The following is a 15318-nucleotide window of genomic DNA, read 5'->3' as shown; positions in this document are numbered from 1 at the left end:
CCGGGCACGGGTTCTGCGGCACCAAGTGTCGCTTCGTCAGCTTCCGCCGGATCGGGCCCAATCGATCTGCTGCTTGATCTCCCGGTACGCCTGCACGCGCGCCATCACCGCATCGACCGCGGAGCTCGTCGGCGTGGTCTGGGGTGCGGCCTCGATGCCGTAGAGCATGGCGCTGAGCTTCGCATGCAATTCGGCGCGCTGCTCGGCGACCTTGGCGTCATGGCGTTCGGCGCGCAGCGAGGCATCGATGTGTCTCGCCTCGATGGCGCAACTGGCGATCAACTCCACCCGCTCGATCGCGGCACATTCCAGGTTCGCGACGGTCGTCCTCGCCTCGGCCAGAATCCGGCGATCATCGGCACTGGGCTTGTCCAACGCGGCCAGCTTGCCGGTCACGGCACCCAAGGCGTGTGCTTTTGCGAAGCCGTCGGTGATCGCCTTGATGTCGGGGCTGAAGTCGACGTCGCCCAACCAGCCGGCGCGGGCGGCCTCGGAGGCGGCGACCTGCTGGGCCGCGGCGAGCGCCTCCTCTACCAGGGAAGCGTTCGACTTACCGAGCGTGTCGATGCGGTGTTGCTTCTCCTTGCGGGCCCGCTCCTCGCGTTCCCGTTGGGCGGCCGCGGCCCGCGCCGCCTTCTCCGCTTGCGCGCGCTTCCCGGCCTCGATGCGGTCCTTTTCGATGCCCTGGACTATGGCGTAGACGATCCACACCACGACGGCGATGCCCGCGCAGATGCCGAGTGCGATCCACACCGGCTTCGGGATGAGCGAGATTAGAAACAAGATGCCGAAGATCAGCCAAAACAAGGCCGCACCCACGCTGGGCTGACGGTCGCTCATCGCGTTTCTCCCCATTCGTCTACGGCCACACCGGGTGTGCTCAGGCCAGCCGGACAGAATGACAGGTGCCACCGACACGCTCGGGCTTGCGCGCCAAGGTCCCGGGCGGTCGGCATCGACTTGTCGGTGGCCGCCCTCATACTGAGCGGCTCGCTGGAGATTCCACGCCGAGCGAGAGGATCTTCGATGAGCACCGGGCTCGTGACACTCAACCTCCGGCACGGCGGCACCAAGTCCGCGGACGCGCTGGCGGTCCGGCTGATCGGCTACCGCGCCGACATCCTCGTGGTGACCGAGTTTCGCGCCAACGCGGCCGGTACTCGGTTGACGGCGCGGCTCGCGGAGGCCGGCTACGACACCTCGCATCCGGCGGTCGGGCCGACGGCGAACACTGTGCTCATCGCGGCGCGGGGTGGCATCGAACGGTCCTGGGCGTTCGACGAGTCACTCGACCCGCGGCACCTGTGGTGCGCCGAGATCGACGGTGCGTATGTGTGCGGCGTGTACATGCCGCAGGATGCGGCGAAACTGCCGTACTGGGAGGCGCTGATCGACGGTGCCCGCCGGGCCGACATCGATCTGCTGGTCGGTGACTTCAACACCGGCACCAACGATTTGGACAAGGATCCCGGCGGGACGAAGTTCATCGGTCCCGAGATGCCCGGCCGGTTGGTCGCGACCGGATACACCGATGTGTGGCGGTCCCTGCACCCCGAGGTGCGGGAGTACTCCTGGTTCAGCCGCCCCGGGGACAATGGGTTCCGGCTGGACTACATCTATGCATGCCCGGATCTCGCGGAGCGGATCCGGTGGTGCGAGTTCGACCATCTGCCGCGACTGTCGGGCGAAACCGATCATTCGGCCCTGGTGGCGATGGTGAGCTGAACATGCCGACATTGATCCGCAGTTATTGCGGACTCCTCAGTTTATGCGGTATGGTTGTCCATGCCCAGCCAGTACGAACGCATCCGCGCAGATCTCGCCCACGCCGAGAGCGCTGCATCCGCCGATCAAGCCCTCCAACATCTCCGGTCCGTCCTCACCGAGGTCAGCCGGCTTCTCGACGAGCAGTTGGCCCGTGCCGTCGTCGACGACGAGATGTCGATCGCGGCGGCCGGGAAAAGTGCCGGCCTCACCGAGAACGCGGTCGGTCCTCGGTTGGCCAAGACACCGCGCCTCCACCCCTATGTCAGCACCGGTGAACGGATCACCGCCGAAGACGTCAGACGCGCCCGCAACGACAAACACGCCGGCAACCCGCTGCCGCCGACCCCCGCCCCCGAACCGATGCGATTCAAACCGCGCCGCAACACCAAGCCCCGATAGACAACTACCGAAAGAAGGCACCATGTCGAACCCTAACCTCACCCTCATCGCCTTCCTGCTCGACCGATCCGGGTCGATGCAGTCGATCAAGTCCGACGTCGTCGGCGGCTTCGACGCGTTCCTCACCGAACAGCGCGCCGGCGACGGTGAATGTCTGGTGACGCTTGCGCAATTCGACAACGAGTACGAGGTCGTCTACCGCTCCATCCCGCTCAGTGACGTGCCGCCGTTGGTTTTGAACCCGCGCAACAGCACCGCGCTGCTGGACTCGATGGGCAAGCTCATCACCGACACCGCCGCCGAGATCGAGGCGCTCAGCGAGGAGAACAAGCCGGGCACCGTCATCGTGGCCATCATGACCGACGGCCTGGAGAACGCCAGCCGGGAATGGAGCCGGCCGGCCATCAAGTCGCTCGTCGAACAGCAGACCAACGAAAGCGGTTGGGAATTCCTGTATATGGGCGCGGATCAGGACGCCGTCGAGGTCGGTAAGGGGCTCGGTGTTCGGGCCGAACAGTCCGTCAGCTACGCCCGCGGCAAGTCGCGGGAGGCAATGATGGCGGCATCCAACAATGTGCGCTCCTACCGCACCGCCCGGCTCGACGACGCGGACGCGGCGATGCCGGCGTTCAGTGCGGATCAGAGGTCGGAGTTGGCAGACGACTGACTCGATCTGCCGCAGTCAATGAGATTCGCTGAGGATACGAACCTTTGGAGATCAGTCGCCCTCGTCCGCCAAGGCAACTTCGGCATCGGCGAAGTATCTCTCCAACGATCGCCGCCACGAGCCATCCCTGGATGTGCAGCAACTCCTTGGCTGCTTTCCGGTCCATCAGAGGGGCACCATTTCTCGACGGATATCGTCATCCAGGTTGGGCTTCAGGCCTCCGTACTCGACCAAGTCGATCTCGCGGCCGAGCACCTGTTCGATGAGTTGTTTGAATTGAAGAAACCCGAAAGAGGACGTCCCTTCGGGCGCTTCAACGATCAAGTCGATATCGGATCCTGGTCGAGCGGTGCCTCGCGCCACCGAGCCGAAGACAGCCAGCCGTTGGTACCCACGGTCGGCAGCCAGCACCTTGAGAATCGGTGTCGCTGCGTTCAGCAGGTCAGCCGGATGGACCTCGGCAAGCTCCGGAGCGAACCTGAGTTGCTGGCTCACGGCGGGTTGACTGATGCCCAGCGCCGCGGCGATCTGCCGCTGCGGCATTCCGGCTGCAACCATCGCCCGCAGCGCAAGGACACGTCGCAATCGCGCAGCGTCCTCCTCGCGACGAGCAGCCAGGTACTCCGCAACCAGCGTCATAAGGCAATCTTATCATCGTGCGAGATGCTGGCCAGGGATGAATTTCACCAGGTCACGATCCAGGCACTTCAGCAGCCGCGCGGTGACGAGTTCTGAATCTGCCGTCAATTCCAGCGATGCCGGTTATCGAACCTTCGGCGCAACGTGTGCCGTCCACCGCAGCCCGTCCCAGTAGCGGAACATGCTGGGATCGGACGGATCGTCGTACCACGCGGCGGGCGGCAACGGCGGCGGCGCCGCAGTAGCGGAGACTGAGCGTTCAGATGCGTACGTATGCCGACGATCGGGCTGCGTCGTCCCGACCACCCCAGGGGAGAGGTCGTACCCAAGCGGATCGTCCTGAAACCCAACCAGGGCCGGGAGGGTCACCGGATCACCGTCGAGGACGCTGGCATCGGCTTCGTTGGCCTTGATTCCATCGATCCGTACCTCGGCGGCGACAGCCGACCCCTTGATGTCGCCCCAGCAGGCAGTCACAAGTCCCCGAGCGTCGAGATGGCGGATCATCGGGAGGAACCGCTGACTCATCTGCGGCGTCAACTGTCCGATGCGCTCGTCGTCGATGCGGATCTCGACCACCTGCTTGGCAGATCCGGGTCGCCCCGTGGAGCATTCGTGCAGGGTCACGAACAATGCCCCGTAGCCGGCCGCCGGGACAAACCTCAGCAGGACGTCCGAATGCTCGTCCTCCTTGGTGACCTGGACGATCGCTGACCGCGGAATCAGCGTGTAGGGAACTGACGGCGGGACGTTGAGAGGCAGTGCACCGTGCGGATCACCAAGCTTGAGCTGCACTCGGGCCGCGAGGTCCTTCGGCGGGTCGTTCTCGCCATCCCACGCATCCCAGTCGGTGGCTTCGTATGCGTAGATTCGTCCGGGAACGACGGGCACCAGCCCGGAGGCGACAACGCGTCGAACGACGTTCGCCCAATGGGGAGCATCTTCCCTGCACAGATATCCAACGGTCTGTCCGTCGGCCCGCACCGAAATCGCCCACTCATCGTGGGGGTTATCCGGCTCGGGAATCAGCTCGAAGTTGCGCCGCACTTCGACGCCGTCACCTGTCCATCCGTCGGGGAGAAGTGATTGGATGTTCGCGCCGTAGAAGCTCTCCCCCACGATGTCGTAGTTGCACCAGTCGCCGCGCTGCTCGTTCCACAACAGATACTCACCCGGCACGTCGCTACTCCCCCTGTAGTTCAAGCACCGTCGGCCGCGTCGACCTGATACGCACCTCCGGAAACTTGGCCAGCAGCGCACACACGAACGCCGATCGCTTCACGTTCAGCTCATTGAGCAGGTCCTGCTGACTCAACTCCCCCTTGTCACACAACCGCTCCCAGGCCACGGCGATCATCCACGCCGGTACCAGCTGCGGCCCCGATCCCAGACCCATCGAGCGTTCGGTCTCCACCCACACGCCCTGGCGGTCCACCGCGGTAACCCTGTTGAGGTTCTTGGTCGACAGCGTCAGGATCGCCGTGCCGGGGCCCACCGCCTGCGTGACCTGGTGGAACAGCGCGTCGTCGAATTCGGCTGGGCTCATGCAGATCCGACCACAAAGATCCCTGATGGCTGTTGCCTCAGCACCCCGACGGCCAGCGCCCGCTCCAGAGCTTGGTCGAGTCTCAAGGTGACGGCGGACCCCATTCGCGTCATGCCGAGCAGGTTCATCGCCTCACGTTTGAGGTCATCAACGGCACTGCCACCGGTCTGCTCTGCCGCGACACGCATCGCATTACCGATCTCGACCAGGCTGATCTCACCGATCGGGCGCCCCTCTCCTCGGTTGGAGGTCCGCACCGTTCGCCAGGTGCCAGGGTGCACACCGTTGGGCCAGTAGAACTCTCGGTCGTCGGCTCGCGAATACTCGGCCGGAACCACCTGCTGAATCGCACGCTTACGCGATTCACTGACCTTGCCCAAGCTGAATGCACCGGCCACCAATTTGGCCAGCCGATCCCGGTGCACGGGTCCCTCGGCGTCGATGATCGACTCGACGATCTTCACCACATGCGCTCGGTTGTAGCTGGTGTGAATCTCGTCGAGCACGCTGATGCTGCCGATCACCACCGAATTCCACGGACTGAAGTCGGTGAGGTGGGCGTGTCGCCGCGGCGCCCGCGGCGTCGACGCCGCGGGCGCCGACCGGAAGGCCAGGGTCTCCTCCATCACCGGTTGCACCACCGGTGGCGGAACCGGGACCTCCTCGGCCGGCGGTTCCAACCTGCGCTGCTTCGCCGCCGCCACCGACTCCCGCAGCCGTGCGACCGTCGCGTCGCGATCTCCCAGCCATTCCGGCAGCCACACCCGCTCCACCCCGGGCCAATGCAGCAGTTTGGAGAGCACCTCGACCGGCAGGCCATCGCGGTCAGCGACGGTCCGGCGTCCGAACCATTCCGGGCCGTCCAGCAGTACCGCCACCAACGGGTGATCGGGTTCCTGCGGGTCCGCGATCACCAGGTCGACACGGAAGTCCGACAGCCCGATATCCGCCTGCACGGCGAACCCTTCGGTCCGCAGCGCCGCAGCGATGTCGTCGCGGTGCCGATCGATCACCGCATTGCGGCGACCACCCTGGGTGATGGTGTCCACACCGCGGTGCGCCAGATCCAGGTAGGCGCGCAGATGCTTGGTGCCGACCTGGGTGGTTTCCTCGGCGCGCAGATCCGCGGGGTCGAAGCTGGCGTACAACACCACTTCACGACGCGCGCGGGTGATCGCCACGTTGAGGCGCCGCTCCCCACCCGGCCGGGACAGCGGACCGAAGTTGAGCGGCACCACGCCCTTGTCGTTCTTGCTGAACGCCACCGAGAACAGGATGGTGTCGCGCTCGTCGCCCTGCACGTTCTCCAGGTTCTTGACGAACAGACCGTCCGGCTCGTCGAGGGCCTGCAGCAGCCGGTCATCACCGGCGTCACGCAACAGGTTCTCGATGAAGTCGCGCTGTTGCGCGTTGAAGGTGATCACCCCGATGGACGGCGCAACGTGAGGTGACGCGTCGAAGCGACCGCGGATGTCGGCGACGATGCGTTCGGCCTCGACCCGGTTGGTGCGCAGTGTTTTTCCCCGCCCGGACCGTTCGAACTGGCCATCGACCCGGATGAGCGAGATGCCGTGCCCGGATGTGGGCGCCAGCGGCGCCGGGAAGGACGCCAGCCGCCCGTTGTAGTAGTGGATGTTGCTGAACGCGATCAACGCCTCGTCTTGGCTGCGGTAGTGCCAGGACAACCACTGCTGCGGCACCAGCGACTGCACGCACTCGCTGAGGATCGATTCTTCATCGGCCACCACCTCGGGGTTGGTGTCCTCCTCACCGTCGTCCACGCCCGCGCTGGTCTCGGCGAAGCTGGTCGGCGGCATCTGCTTGCTGTCACCCACCACCACAACCGATTTGGCTCGACCCATCGCGCCGATGGCGTCGGCGACCCGGATCTGGGACGCCTCGTCGAAGACGACGATGTCGAAGATGTCGGGGTGCGCCGGGAAGAACCGGGCCACCGAATCCGGGCTCATCAGGGTGCAGGGCAGGATCTGGGTGATCAGCTCGCCGAAGTTCTCCATCAACGCGCGCACGCTCATGCCGCCGCGCTTCTTGTCCAACTGGCGCTTCAGCAGGCCGATCTGGCCGCTCTCGGTGAACGCGTCGAAGGTCCGCCCCTCCAACAGCCGGGCCGGGATCGACCGGCACAGTTCGTCGCGGATCGCCGATGCGCTGGTGGTGAACCGGTCGATGGCCTTGCCGTGCGCGCTGACATCGAAATCAGTCAGTCCGCTGGCCTCCAGGCGTTCGGCCACGGAGGCGACCGCGACACCGCGGTCGAATGCCAGGCTGGCGTCCTCGGCCACGATCCGGCCGGCCAGGATGTCGCGCCGCGCCTCGGGCATCTCGGCGCGCAGCAGGGGGTCGATGTGCTGCAGCAGGGCGACCCACCGTTCGATGGTCACCGCCGACTCGATCCGGCGGGTGCCGCGGGTCGCCCACCACTTCCCGATGAACGACGCGTCATCGGCCCAAGCGGCTTGGGTTGCGGCGCTGCCGGTGATCTCGATCAGCTGGCGCCAACTCGTCGCCAGCGCCTGCAGGGTGGCCGCGCACGTTCCGGTCGCGGTGTCGCTGTAGAACTTTCGCAGATCGGCGATGTGCGGGTCGGCCGGGTTGGCGGACAGTTTGTGGCCGAGGCCGCGCAACGCCGCCAACGCCTGCGCCAGGTGCGCCGCGTCGGCGTCCACGAACGGGTTCCACGGCCGGTCGAACAGCACGGCGGGCAGCGCGGCGACCCGCTGCCGCAGATCGGCGACCACGGCGTGGCTGGTCTGCAGGTCCGCGGTCAGTGCCGACAGGGTCTTGAGTTTGACCTCGGCCGGGTCGACGGCGAGGACGTCGGTGAGCTGGGCCAGCACCGCGCGGCGGCGCTTCTTGCGGCCGAACATCCCCGATTCGTCGGCCGCGACGGCCGCCGCGTGGATGGCCGGGATGTCGAGGTCCATGGCCGCCGGCGTCACGGTCGCCAGCCACTCCGGCTTCTGCTGCAGGCCCGCGAGGACCTGTTCGATCCCGGCGATGTAGGTCTGCCACTCGGCGGTGTGCAGGGCGTCGATGTCCGACAGCGGGTAACGCGGTTCCCCGGCCAGCCGCGCCCAACCGTCGACGGCTTCCGGGCTGTGGCACCGGCCGAGCGCGTCGGCGGTGATGCCGAAGCGGTGCAGCTCGGTGAGGGCGGTGTCGAAGGCGACCGCGGCGGCGTGGATCCGTGCGGGATCCAGACCGCTCGGCGGGATCGTGTCCATGAAGGCCCACGGGTGCTCCGGGCTCGGGCGGGCGTCGTCGAACTTCTCCGGCAGGGTGCGCAGGACCTGCGCCACCGCGTCGAAGAGGGCGGGGTCGGCGTTGGTGATCAGGCTGCGCGGGACCGCCAGCGGCGCGATGTCCTGGTCGGCGGCGAGCTCGAAGGACCTTGCGGTGTACAGGGATTGGCCGACGGTGTTGGCCTCGTGCAGCCGGTCGGCGTAGCGGGCCAGGCTGTGCCGGCTGGACTCGGCGACCTGCAGCTTGGTGCGCAGCAGATCCGCGTCGTGGCTCATCCGCAGTTCCAGGGCATGTTTGATCTGCGCGCGCACCGCGGCCGGGCGCGCGGACTTGTCGTGGATGTCCAGCGACAGCTCCCCCAGTCCGACACCTTCCAGCCGCTTCTTCACCACGTCCAGCGCCGCGCGTTTCTCGGCGACGAACAGGACGCGGCGTCCGCTGGCCATGGCGTGGGCCAGCAGGTTGGTGATGGTCTGCGACTTACCGGTTCCCGGCGGGCCCTCCAGGACGAAGGTCCGCCCGCCGACGGCGTCGGCGACGGCCCGCAACTGGGATGCATCGGCGGGCACCGGCACCGCGGTGCTCAGCTCGTTGAGGTCGGTGCGCGGTAGCTCGGTGACCGGGTCGACAAAGGGGTTCTGCGGGCTCTCCAGCAGGTGGCGCACCAAGCTGTTGCCGGACAGCGCCTTCCAGGATTCGTCGAGGTCCTTCCACAGCGGGAACTTGGCGAACTGCAGGATCGACAGGTGCACACTGTCTTCGACCAGGAAGGGCAGCTTGGCCTCGGCGACGGCGCGACGAACCGCGTCGAAGGTGGCCACCAGGTCGATGCCGGAGGCGTCCTCATCGGGCTGTGCCAGCCCGGGGATCTCCAACCCGAGTGCGGTGCGTAGCTTCTCGATCAGGCAGTAGTTCGGTGTCGAGGCGCCGGTGTCGTCGATGGTGAGCAGATAGCGTTCGCCGCGGTTGGTGGTGGTCAGCGACACCGGGACCAGCACCAGGGGTGAACGCAGCGGCCGGTCGTTCAGGTGCCAGCTGAGCATCCCGAACGCCAGGTAGAGGTTGTTGGCGCCGGTTTCCTCCCGGATGGTCTTCGCTTTGTTCGCGAGGTATCTCAGCTTGTTCTTGTAGGACGCCGCGGTGATGTCGATGTAGGCAGCACTGTGTTTGTCGGCGAGCAGCAGTTCGCGTTCGGCCTCGGGCAGGTCGCGGCCGAACCGCATCCCGCGCGCGACATCGACGTTCTGCACTTCGTCGGAACCGAGCAGGTTGACCCGCGCGCCGGCGTTGACGGCGTCTTCGAAGCGGCCGAGCGCGGGGCCGGGAACTTCGAGGCGGTACCCGGCGCGGTCGGTGTAGTTGATCAGCTTGTTGCGCAGGCTCAGATCCAGGAGCGCGTTCTTCCACTGCCGGACCCGCGCCGGCACGGCCTCGGCCGTGGCCGCCGGTTTCGACTCGGTGGCCTCGTACGGTTGGAACACCGGTCCGTCGCCGGGCTTGTACTCGGAGATGACGACGTTACCGTCGGCGTCGGTGCTGCGGCTGGGCAGCGGAAAGATGCGGGAGCGCCGTGCCTGTCGCACATCGGTGATGCCGAGGATGTTGGTCAGGTCCTCGGCGAGGTGCTGGATGCGCGGTGCGCGCCGGGCGTCGTCGAAGGTGGCGTCGGGCACCGACTGCGTCACCAGGGTGGTTTCGATGAGCCCGATGCTCTTGAGGTCGACCTGGTTGATCACCTCGGCGGGTTCGGTGGTCGACACGGAGGCCAGCGCGCCGTCGATGCGCCAGTAGCCGAGGAATGCGTGCTCACGCAGCAGCCAGATGGTCGAGTTGATGCCGCACTGCTCCAGCACGGCCGCCAGCGTCAGCGTGGTGTCCAGGCAGGTGCCGAGGCGGCCGTCGAACACCTCGGCGGGGGTGCGGACCTTCTGCCCGATGTCGCCCCAACTGGCGGGTGGCTCGGCGTAGCGGATGTCGCGGGCCTTCACCGCGTCGAAGACCGCGCGGACGATGGCGTCGACGCGTTCCGGGTTCTCGCTCTGGTAGCCGTCGAGCGAGGAGTTACCGGTGGCCGCGCCGAGCCGGTCGGAGACCTCGACCAGCAGCGGAGCGATGGCGGCGGCGTTGGGTTGGACGTAGGCGGCCAGGACCTCCAGGGCCAGCTGCGGCGGGGTGGCCTTCCACTGGTTGGCCGCCAGGATGGTGACTTCCTTGGCGGCCTCGGCGAGGACGTGGCCGGCGCTGTCGCGCAGCACGACGCGGATCTCGCCAGGGCGGGCTTCGTCGACGCGCCACATCGATGCCGGGTCGAGTTTGAGGTCGACGGTCTGCAGCGTGGTCGGCTGATGCGCCAACAGGTCGAGATGGATCTCGGCGGGTCCGCCGTGCGAGCCCTCGGCGCTGACGACGTCGACTTCGAGGACGGCGCCCTGTCGGTCGCCACCGGTGTTGTCGACGGTGATGTGGTCGATGACCGGGATGCGGCAGTGCGCCATCGCGTAGCTGAGGTCGGCGATCACGGAGATGTCGATGCGCGGGGCATCGGCGGGCGGCACGGGTTTCGATGCCGGAGCCGTGGCGGGTGCGGGCCGCGGGGGTGCCGGTGTCGCGGGCTGCGGTGCCGGCGCGGCCGCGATCGGGGCGACCGCGGCCTTGAGGTGGTGCACCCGTTCGGCGACGTCGGCGGCACCGATGGCCCGCAGCAGCAGTTCGGCGGAGTCGATGGCCCGGTAGGTTTCGGTATCGGTGAACTCACCGGTGTGCGCCCACTTGTTGCGGACCTCGCGCAGCTCCTTGGCGTAGATCTCGGCTTGCCGCGGCATCGCGCGGTTGAACGGGTAGCCGAGGTCGCCGAGCCGCTCGGTCATGGCGCGCAGCATGAGAGCGACGTCGCCGCTCCGGTACTCGCCGCCGCCTCGGCCATTTTGCGCATCCTTTGCTCGCAGCAGCTCGGCCCAGTCCGTACCGGGCGGAACGGCGCGGTTGAGCACCTGCGACACGAACGGGGACAGGCCGGCAGCCAGTGTGGTCAGCGTATGGCCAATGAGTTGATGACGGTCCACGTTGTTCACTTTTCACACCTCGGCATTCGGGGCGGCTTGCGGATTCTGGACAGGTGGCGTCTTTCCGGACGGCCGGCGCGGGCCCCGCGCGACAACGTCAGACATACCGCCGCGGACCCCCATGAATATCTTCGCGCACGCCAATTTGCTGTGTTCCGTACTGGCGAAGATTAGCGCAGCTAGGGTTTGGGCGGGCGTCAATCTCGGGCAGTCGGTCATCCAGGAGTCCAATCCGTCAGGTCGTGTACCCGCAGAGGCGAGCCGACCAGGATGACAGAGGGCACCGACAAAAACCCCCCGAGATTGCTCGGCTCCGCACTTGTTTTAAAGACGCAAACCATCGGATCTTTAGGCCCGCGGCGTACACAGCATCGAGAAAGAGCTGCCCACTGGATGCGCACCGCTAAGTGATCAAAGCGCTCACCCGCAAAAGTTCCGCCCCAACCTGTCGCCGTGCCACCGTATGGTCTTCTCAAGTCAGCACCGGGATCCGACGCCGCAGCATGACACCGAGAGGAACAGATCGCAGTGGTAGACGACGGCAGGACATCGCTCGCACCAGTTTGGACGTTAGCGACCCAAGAAGTCGCCGTCCCTTCGTTACTCGACGAGGCGACCATGACTCCGGAACGATTGGCGGAACTCCGCACCGTTCTGGCAGCCATGGCTGACGTACCGATCGCCACACTTGAGGTGCACCCACTACCGAAGGATCTTGACCGCAGCGGCGGTATTCACCTAGATAGCGCGAGCCCGCTCGCCCAACACCTCTCCCAGTTGATCAGCAAAACGCCAGAAGCGGCGCCCTCGGTCAGCGCGAGCGCGACGGGGGAAGCCCTTTACCGGATGGTCGTTCCGGCTAAACACGCCGCAGAAGTCAGCAGCGGCGCCCTGAAGCCGATGGCGTCAAAGGCAGCCACTGGCGGCATTCACAGCGCGTTGACTAACTCGTCTGGCATCGCAGCGCAAGCGACATTCGTACCTGTTACCCGTCAGGCGGCTGCGGCCGGCGCCGCCACGGGCTCTGCCGCCACCGCAGGGGTCGCAGCGGCAAGCGCGGGGACGCTCACCGTCGCCGCACCGTTGATTCTCATGGCGGTAGCGGTCGGAGTCAGCGCCCACGCCGAGCACAAGCGCCAACAAGCGATTGAGCGGATCACCGAGCTCCTAGAGAAAGTTCACGAAGACAAACTGGAGACCGAGCGGAGCCAGCTCGACGGTTGCCGGGACGCAATCGACAAGGCTACTGCGATCCTGCTCGACCAGGGACGGATCGGTGCTTCGCTAGGTCTCGATTCCGCCGTCCACGTCATCAGTACCGCCATGGAAGCGTCGCGCCGTCGCTTGAAGCGTTGGCAACAGGCCATCGCCGACTTGCCGAGCGAGAAAGTTGAAGTTGCAGCTTTACGCAAGAGCTTCCCCGGTATCGATGAACCTGGTGGCGAGTTCCGCGCTCACCTCGAACTTGCCACCCTTGCAATTGCTTTAAAACGGCGCGTGATTGTGCTCCAAGCTGTGGAACATTCCCAGTCCGACCAGTCAAACCCCTTCGAGAGTTTTGTAAAAGCGCTGAAAGCTGACGCGCAAAGGGTCGACGAGCTGGAGTTCGGGATCGCAGATGTCCTGCGTTCCCTGTCGCGCCTCGAGTTGACGTCTTCGCGCAGGATCTTGGACAAGATGGTGAGCGCAGGCGACGTGAACAAGTTGCTCAGCGCGTCCTACCGCTTGCGCGCTCTCGGCGACGAGGTCGAAGTCTCCCGGCGCGCGTCCGATGTTGCCATCGACATTGCCCGTAACCGCGATGGTTCCGTCGTGGTGCTGCCAGCCGTCTCCGTATAGCGATGACCGACCCGATTGGTGAGCGATGCCGACCCTAGCTATGGACAAAGGGTTTCTGTCCGATTTACTCAAGCTCGAGAAGCCCGTGGCAAAGCGCGTCACCGAAGTATTCGACGAGTTCGGCACTGCAACTCACACCGGCTTGCACCTGGAAAAGATTAACAACGCCCGCAACCCACGGTTCCGATCTATCCGGATCGACCAGTTTTGGCGCGGGGTGGTGCTCGCCCCACAAGCCGGCGACGTCTACACCTTGCTCAAGGTCCTGCCGCACAACGATGCCTATGCCTGGGCGCAACGCAGCAACATCTCGATCAATCACGCGACCGGCGGCATCGAGATCAGAGATGAAGCTGGCTTAGAAGATGCGTTGCCGGACCTGGCCGTTGCCGCGCAGGGCGCTCCAACCCTTCTGCTCGAGAGTGTTCGTGACTCCGATATGCACAAGCTGGGTATCGACGACAGCACTTTGGAGTTCGCGCGTGCGCTGACTTCGACTGCACAGCTCGATGCAGCCAAAGCGCTGCTCCCCGAGACACAATGGGATGTCCTCTGCGGCCTAGCGGCAGGGTTCAGCCCCGATGAAGTGTGGGCCGATTTGGGTGCAGCCATCCTGGATGAGCCGGTAGACACATCCGACTTCGACGCCGCAGTACTTCGCAGTAGGAACAGGGTGCTGCTCGTCGACGGCCCCGAAGAGCTCATGAAGGCCTACGAGTATCCCTTCGCAACCTGGCGTGTCTACCTTCACCCAACCCAGCGTGCCATCGCCGAGGCCACGTACAGCGGACCAGCCCGCGTGACCGGCGGACCCGGGACGGGAAAAACTGTCGTCGCCTTGCACAGGGCGCAAAATCTAGTTAACCGAGGCGAAGGCAAGGTTCTCGTCACGACCTTTACGTCGACCCTGTCCGATTCGTTGCAGTGGGGACTCGACGTGCTAAACGGCGGGACCAACACGGATGTCGAAGTGTGCCATGTAGACAAGTTGGCACATCGCGTCTTTCGGCAGAAGTTCGGCGCTCCCAAGATGTTGAGCTCGGTCGAAGAGAAGGCCATCTGGCAGAAGATCGTTCAACAACTCGGCGTGTCTTTCTCGGATGCCTTCCTTGCCGAAGAGTGGCGGCAAGTTGTGCTCGCTCGACGTATTTCAGGTGCGGATGACTACCGAGCCACGAAGCGAACCGGCCGAGGCCGACCGCTGGGTCAGAATCAGCGATCGCAGGTTTGGCAGGCGATCGCCGACTTCGAAGACACCATTGGCAAGCGCAATTGCTGGACCCATGAGACGGTCCGCCGCGAAGCTACCGCCGTGCTAGAAGGCGACACCAACAAGCCCTATCGCCACATCATCATCGATGAGGCGCAGGACCTCAGCCCCGACCAGTGGCGACTGCTGCGTGCAGCTGTACCCAAGTTGTCCGACGACATCTTCATAGCAGGCGACACGCATCAACGAATCTATGATCACCGCGTCAGCTTTCGCGAAGTTGGCATCAACGTCGCAGGCCGCTCAAGCAAACTCAATCTCAACTATCGCACGACAGCTGAGATCCTCGGATGGAGCTTGGGGCTAATGCGCGGAGCCGCGATCGATGACATGGACGGCGGCCTCGACTCAATCGCCGGATGCAGGTCGTTCGTTCACGGCATGACCCCGAGAACGGTGGGCCTGCCTAACGCTGAGGACGAAGCCCGCTTCGTAACCGCGTACATCAAGGGTTGGTTAGACAAAGGCATCACCCCATCCGAGATTGGAATTGCGACGCGCACAAAGTGGGGCGGTTCGAAGATCGAAGGCCAACTGAAAGCCCACAGCATTCCGACCATCGAGCTTTCGAATTCCACTGCAGGCGACGTAGATGCGATCAGCATTGGCACGATGCATCGGATGAAGGGCTTGGAGTTCCGCTGTGTCGTCGTGGCGGGCGTGAACGCTACACAGTTACCCCTGCCGAATGCGGTCACGCCCATCGATGAGGATGAGCTCACCCATGAACATGGAATCGAGCGGGAAAGAAGCCTGCTCTTTGTCGCGTGCACCCGTGCCCGCGAAGAGCTGCTCGTCACGTGGAATGGTGATCCGAGCCCGTTCCTCCATGCGATAAACCTCGACGCCAAACCATGATTCCAGC

At 65.3% G+C, this 15318-nt stretch carries 10 protein-coding genes; 5 read left to right on the top strand and 5 right to left on the bottom strand.

From position 1 onward, the window contains the following. Window positions 1-36: 36 nt before the first annotated feature. Window positions 37-840 carry a hypothetical protein gene (locus K0O62_RS09415; protein ID WP_073858588.1) on the bottom strand — a complete coding sequence of 268 codons (804 nt, stop codon included), beginning with the start codon at window positions 838-840 and terminating at the stop codon, window positions 37-39. Between the two features lie 186 nt (window positions 841-1026). Here K0O62_RS09415 and K0O62_RS09410 point away from each other — a divergent pair, with 186 nt between their 5' ends. Genes K0O62_RS09410 through K0O62_RS09400 form a run of 3 tightly spaced genes read left to right on the top strand, consistent with a single transcriptional unit; the run spans window position 1027 to window position 2833 of the window. Then, window positions 1027-1725, top strand: coding sequence for an endonuclease/exonuclease/phosphatase family protein (locus tag K0O62_RS09410; RefSeq protein WP_073858587.1), 699 nt, complete (start codon window positions 1027-1029; stop codon window positions 1723-1725). A gap of 60 nt (window positions 1726-1785) precedes the next feature. Further along, window positions 1786-2166 (top strand): hypothetical protein, encoded by a 381-nt coding sequence (locus K0O62_RS09405; RefSeq protein WP_073858586.1) that lies wholly within the window; start codon window positions 1786-1788, stop codon window positions 2164-2166. Between the two features lie 22 nt (window positions 2167-2188). Beyond that, complete coding sequence (locus K0O62_RS09400) at window positions 2189-2833, top strand: vWA domain-containing protein (protein ID WP_073858585.1); 645 nt, start codon at window positions 2189-2191, stop codon at window positions 2831-2833. Window positions 2834-2998: 165 nt separating this feature from the next. Here the strand turns inward: K0O62_RS09400 and K0O62_RS09395 are convergent, their stop codons facing one another. From K0O62_RS09395 to proA, 4 genes are all read right to left on the bottom strand, one after another. Next, window positions 2999-3472 (bottom strand): nucleotidyltransferase domain-containing protein, encoded by a 474-nt coding sequence (locus K0O62_RS09395; RefSeq protein WP_079244408.1) that lies wholly within the window; start codon window positions 3470-3472, stop codon window positions 2999-3001. A 123-nt stretch (window positions 3473-3595) separates the two neighbouring features. After that, the gene (locus tag K0O62_RS09390; RefSeq protein ID WP_073858584.1) at window positions 3596-4651 is read right to left on the bottom strand and encodes a DUF2510 domain-containing protein; all 1056 of its coding nucleotides are present in this window, start codon (window positions 4649-4651) and stop codon (window positions 3596-3598) included. Between the two features lie 4 nt (window positions 4652-4655). Continuing rightward, window positions 4656-5018 carry a hypothetical protein gene (locus tag K0O62_RS09385; RefSeq protein WP_073858583.1) on the bottom strand — a complete coding sequence of 121 codons (363 nt, stop codon included), beginning with the start codon at window positions 5016-5018 and terminating at the stop codon, window positions 4656-4658. Continuing rightward, a complete protein-coding gene (proA, locus tag K0O62_RS09380; RefSeq protein ID WP_073858582.1) occupies window positions 5015-11353 on the bottom strand; it encodes an anti-phage protein ProA in 6339 nt (2112 codons plus the stop codon). Before proA ends, K0O62_RS09385 begins: the two co-directional genes overlap by 4 nt. Before the next feature lie 609 nt (window positions 11354-11962). Here proA and K0O62_RS09375 point away from each other — a divergent pair. Next, a complete protein-coding gene (locus K0O62_RS09375) occupies window positions 11963-13183 on the top strand; it encodes a hypothetical protein (RefSeq protein WP_234800240.1) in 1221 nt (406 codons plus the stop codon). Window positions 13184-13208: 25 nt separating this feature from the next. Continuing rightward, window positions 13209-15311 (top strand): UvrD-helicase domain-containing protein, encoded by a 2103-nt coding sequence (locus K0O62_RS09370; protein ID WP_073858580.1) that lies wholly within the window; start codon window positions 13209-13211, stop codon window positions 15309-15311. The last annotated feature ends 7 nt before the right edge of the window (window positions 15312-15318 follow it).

It is taken from the genome of Mycolicibacterium diernhoferi (assembly GCF_019456655.1).
Taxonomy (GTDB): Bacteria; Actinomycetota; Actinomycetes; order Mycobacteriales; family Mycobacteriaceae; genus Mycobacterium; species Mycobacterium diernhoferi.
Note: the sequence above shows the minus strand (reverse complement) of the source record. Positions and strands in the feature narration are given on the sequence as shown.